The 4,580-nt window shown below is 28.0% G+C and carries 2 protein-coding genes, 1 tRNA gene and 1 other annotated feature; of the genes, 1 reads left to right on the top strand and 2 read right to left on the bottom strand.

Annotated elements, in window-relative coordinates; genetic code table 11:
- Positions 1-725: 725 nt before the first annotated feature.
- On the top strand, positions 726-2,384 hold the full coding sequence (locus CSGHG_RS19065) for a glutamine--tRNA ligase/YqeY domain fusion protein (protein ID WP_010299806.1): 1,659 nt from the start codon (positions 726-728) through the stop codon (positions 2,382-2,384).
- 40 nt (positions 2,385-2,424) lie between these two features.
- On the opposite strand, the gene gltX is transcribed toward CSGHG_RS19065, so the two are convergent.
- Together gltX and CSGHG_RS19055 are read right to left on the bottom strand one after the other, a co-directional pair.
- The gene (gltX, locus tag CSGHG_RS19060; RefSeq protein WP_010299803.1) at positions 2,425-4,083 is read right to left on the bottom strand and encodes a glutamate--tRNA ligase; all 1,659 of its coding nucleotides are present in this window, start codon (positions 4,081-4,083) and stop codon (positions 2,425-2,427) included.
- Between the two features lie 59 nt (positions 4,084-4,142).
- Positions 4,143-4,370 (bottom strand) — a binding site (T-box leader).
- A gap of 132 nt (positions 4,371-4,502) precedes the next feature.
- Positions 4,503-4,577: transfer RNA gene (locus CSGHG_RS19055), tRNA-Asn, on the bottom strand.
- Between the last annotated feature and the right edge of the window lie 3 nt (positions 4,578-4,580).

The following is a 4,580-nucleotide window of genomic DNA, read 5'->3' as shown; positions in this document are numbered from 1 at the left end:
GATTAGTTTATCATCTTGTTTTTCCCTTGTCAACAACTTTTTTAAGTTGTTTTTGAAAAACTTTTTCGCTTTAAGAATGCTTACCTTTCGGCGTTGCCCCTCAGCGACAAGATTTATTATATTAAACTTTTTAAGCCACATTTATTATTATTTACCTTGTTTAATTAAATTATTCCTATTTTTCTTTTAAATACTACATTTTTCTTTTAAATTTCATCTATTGACACACACGGTTAAGTTTGTGTTTCTAAATATGATTTTTATGCAATTTCTATTTAATTGTATATGTACGAAAATAACTGTCTATCTTAATAATAAGGTTATATATAACCTATACTCTATATATGATTTTAAAATACTTATTCACTTAAATATTTTTAATGACAACTATAACTTCATATATATTATAGTTATTAAAATTTCTCAGGATGCTTAATTTAATAAGCCCTTAAATTCATAATTTTTATAACAAAAAATTACTGTATATATTAGGATTGATGTTGTATTCCCATATTGACTTTATTTTTTCCTATTATTAGTTTAAAATAGTATATAAATACTATATAAAATGTAAATTAATAAATAATTTCACATTTTAATTAAATATTATACTTTAACTATACTATTATTTTAATCTTCTAATTTTTATAATGGTTTATAATAACAATTAATATAGTAATGTAATATTGTATTCATAAAATTTTTTTAAGAAAGGTATGTGTATTATGACTAAAGAAATTAATTCATCTAACTTTATAAAAAATATAGTAATCGACGACTTAAAAAGTGGTAAACATGATTCTATTTTAACTCGTTTTCCACCTGAACCTAACGGTTACTTACATATAGGTCACGCTAAATCTATAGTTTTAAACTTCGAATTAGCCGACGAGTTTAAGGGAAAAACAAATTTAAGATTTGATGATACTAATCCTACTAAAGAAGATACTGAATATGTTGAATCTATAAAAGAGGATGTTAAATGGTTAGGTTTTGATTGGGATAATTTATATTTTGCATCTGACTATTTTGAAGAAATGTATGATAGAGCTATTTTATTAATAAAAAAAGGTAAAGCATATATTTGTGACTTAACACCAGATGAAATGAGAGAGTATAGAGGTACTTTAACATCACCTGGGAAAGAAAGTCCCTATAGAAATAGATCTATAAAAGAAAATTTAGATTTATTTGAGAAAATGAGAAATGGTGAGTTTAAAGATGGGGAAAAAGTTTTAAGAGCTAAAATAGATATGGCGTCTCCAAACATAAATATGAGGGACCCTATAATATACAGAATTGCTCATTCAACACATCATAATACTGGAGATAAGTGGTGTATATATCCAATGTACGACTATGCTCATCCATTAGAAGATGCTATAGAAGGCATTACTCATTCAATTTGCACTTTAGAATTTGAAGATCATAGACCTTTGTATGATTGGGTTGTAAATGAATGTGAAATGTCAGCAAAACCTCAACAAATTGAATTTGCAAGATTAAATATAACTAATACTGTTATGAGTAAGAGAAAATTAAAAATGTTGGTTGATGAAAATGTTGTTGATGGATGGGATGATCCTAGAATGCCAACTATAGCTGGTTTAAGAAGAAGAGGATATACTCCTGAATCTATAAGAAACTTCTGTAGAGCTATTGGAGTTGCTAAAGCTGCTTCCACTGTAGATAGTCAAATGCTTGAATATTTTATAAGAGAAGATTTACATTCTAAAGCACCAAGAGCAATGGCAGTTTTAAAACCATTAAAATTAGTTATAACTAATTATCCAGAAGGCCAAGTAGAGATGCTACCTATAGAAAACAATCCTGATAATGAAAATGCTGGAATAAGACAAGTACCATTTTCTAGAGAATTATATATTGAACAAGAAGATTTTATGGAGAATCCTCCTAAAAAATACTTTAGATTATTCCCTGGAAATGAAGTAAGACTAAAAGGAGCATACTTTGTTAAATGTAATGAATTTATAAAAGATGCTGATGGTAATGTAACAGAAATTCGCTGTACTTATGATCCTGAAACTAAGAGTGGTACTGGATTTACAGGAAGAAAAGTAAAAGGAACAATCCATTGGGTTGATGCTACAGCTGCAATTCCTGCTGAGTTCAGACTATATGATCCTCTAATTCTTGATAATGAAACAGAAGAGGAACGACATTTCTTAGAACAAATAAATCCTAACTCATTAGAAGTTTTAAATGGATTTATTGAGCCAAGTTTTAAAAATTCTAAAGCACATGATAAATATCAACTATTTAGACATGGATACTTTAATGTTGATCCGAAACTAACTTCTGAAGATAAGCTTGTATTTAATAGAATAGTTTCATTAAAAAGCTCATTTAAATTAAATAAATAAATTAAAACACTAGCAAAGTTTAATTTGCTAGTGTTTTTTATTAAAGAGATATAAATTTATTAAATCTTTCTCTTACTTTTTCTTCTCCCATTATTTGCATTATAGTATAAAGATCTGGCGTATTAGTTCTATGAGTTAATGCAGATCTAACTGATCCTGCTACATCTGAAACCATACCTTTATAAGCTTCAGGATCTTTTTTAAATGCTTTTCTATCTGTAGCATAACCTAATTCAACTGCTACAGACTTTAATTCTTCAAACCACGTATCTTTATCAGTATTAAAATTATATGCTTTTGAATAAGCCTCTATAATCCTTTGTGCTTCAACTAATTCTATTTTTTTTGGAAGTTCTATATTATCAATTCCATCATTATTAAATAATTCATCAAAGAAAAAGAATATTTTTTCTTTAACGTCATTCCATTTAGCGAAATCTTTTCTAGGTTTAGGTCCTTCTTTATCTATATTAAATACTTCTTTACACATATTTTCATTTGAAGTAACTAATTCATACATTTCTTTATTATATTCTTTAGCCCAATTTATATAATAATCATAAACAACATTTGCTTTTAATCTACATATAACATTTTTACTTACATCATTTAGTTTTACTATATCAAACAAAGCTCCACTTTTACTCATTTTATCTAAAGATACTTTAAACTCATGATAATCTGCAAATGGATTTTCTTCTCTCCACTCTTCGAATGTTGAATTTATTATATTTAATAAATATTCAATAACTGATATCATCGGATATCCTTCTTCATCATAATAACTTACTGCACTTTCTGCATCTTTTCTTTTAGAAAGTTTTCTTTTAGATCCTCCATCTTGTTTCATAATAGTTGGAGTATGCGCATATTCTGGTTTTTTAAATTTAAGAACATCAAATAATTGTACATGTATAGGAAGTGATGAAAGCCATTCTTCTCCTCTTATTACTGTAGTAGTTCCCATTAACGCATCATCTATTGCGTGAGCAAAATGGTATGTTGGAAGTCCATCTGATTTTATTATAACAATATCTTGATTATTTTCTGGGAATGATATGTCTCCCTTTATTAAATCGTGAAACTCTACTCTTTTTTCTGAATTGCCTGGTGATTTTAATCTTATTATGTATCGTTCACCATTATTTATTTTTTCTAAAGCCTCTTCTGCTGATAAATTTCTACAACTAGCATATTCGCCATAGTAACCAGGAGTTAATTTTTCTGATATTTGCTTTTCTCTTAATTTTTCTAAGTCCTCTGATGTACAAAAACATGGATATGCAAGGCCCTTAGCTATTAAATCTTTAGCGAAAGTCTTGTATATTTCTCCTCTTTCGCTTTGTCTATATGGACCGTATTCCCCCTTAGATGTATTATCACCTGTCATACCTTCAGTAAAATCAAGTCCAAATTTATGCATTGTTTTTATTGTGTCTTCTATAGCACCTTTTACTTCTCTTTTCTGATCTGTATCTTCTATTCTTAAAAAGAATACTCCTTCGCTTTGTGTTGCTATTCTTTCATCTATTAATGCTGAAAATACACCACCTATGTGTTGAAATCCTGTTGGACTTGGTGCATATCTTGTAACTTTAGCTCCTTCTTTTAAGTTTCTTTTTGGATATTTGTCAATATAAAATTGTGGATTCTTATCAATATCAGGGAAAATAGCATTTGCTAATGATTGTAAATTCATATTATTCATCCTTTCATTTATTTATTAAAATTTAAAATAAAAAACCTTTCATCCTAAAATTATAGGACGAAAGGTTATATTCCGCGTTACCACCTAGATTGACTAAACTTTAAATTTAGTCCTCTCAATCTTTATAAGGGAAGAATCCCACAAGCTTACTCCATAAAAAATGATTTTCGGCTTATAGCTCTAGAGCTTCTTTTCATCATCGAAATTTACTAAGTTTCCACCCTCCTTAGCTCTCTATAAAATATTTGATGATTACTTTTCTCCTTCATCGCATAATATTAAATTCTTATTTAATTATATATTGCAATAGACATATTGTAAACATATATTTATTAGTTTTCCTCTTTTTGTATAAATTATTCTAATTAAATAAAAAAAGAAGTAGATATTCTACTTCTATGTTTCCAAAATGGCTCCGCGAAAAGGATTCGAACCTTCAACCTATCGGTTAACAGCCGAGTGCTCCACCGTTGAGCTATCGCGGAATA

The sequence above is a fragment of the Clostridium senegalense JC122 genome, assembly GCF_000285575.1.
Classification (GTDB): domain Bacteria; phylum Bacillota; class Clostridia; order Clostridiales; family Clostridiaceae; genus Clostridium_J; species Clostridium_J senegalense.
The sequence above is the reverse complement of the archived record's forward strand: the minus strand, read 5'-3'. Positions and strand labels throughout refer to the sequence as shown.

Coding starts and splice junctions, on each gene's coding strand:
- CSGHG_RS19065 (WP_010299806.1), top strand. CDS start 726: ATGACTAAAGAAATTAATTCATCTAACTTTATAAAAAATATAGTAATC.
- gltX (WP_010299803.1), bottom strand. CDS start 4,083: ATGAATTTACAATCATTAGCAAATGCTATTTTCCCTGATATTGATAAG.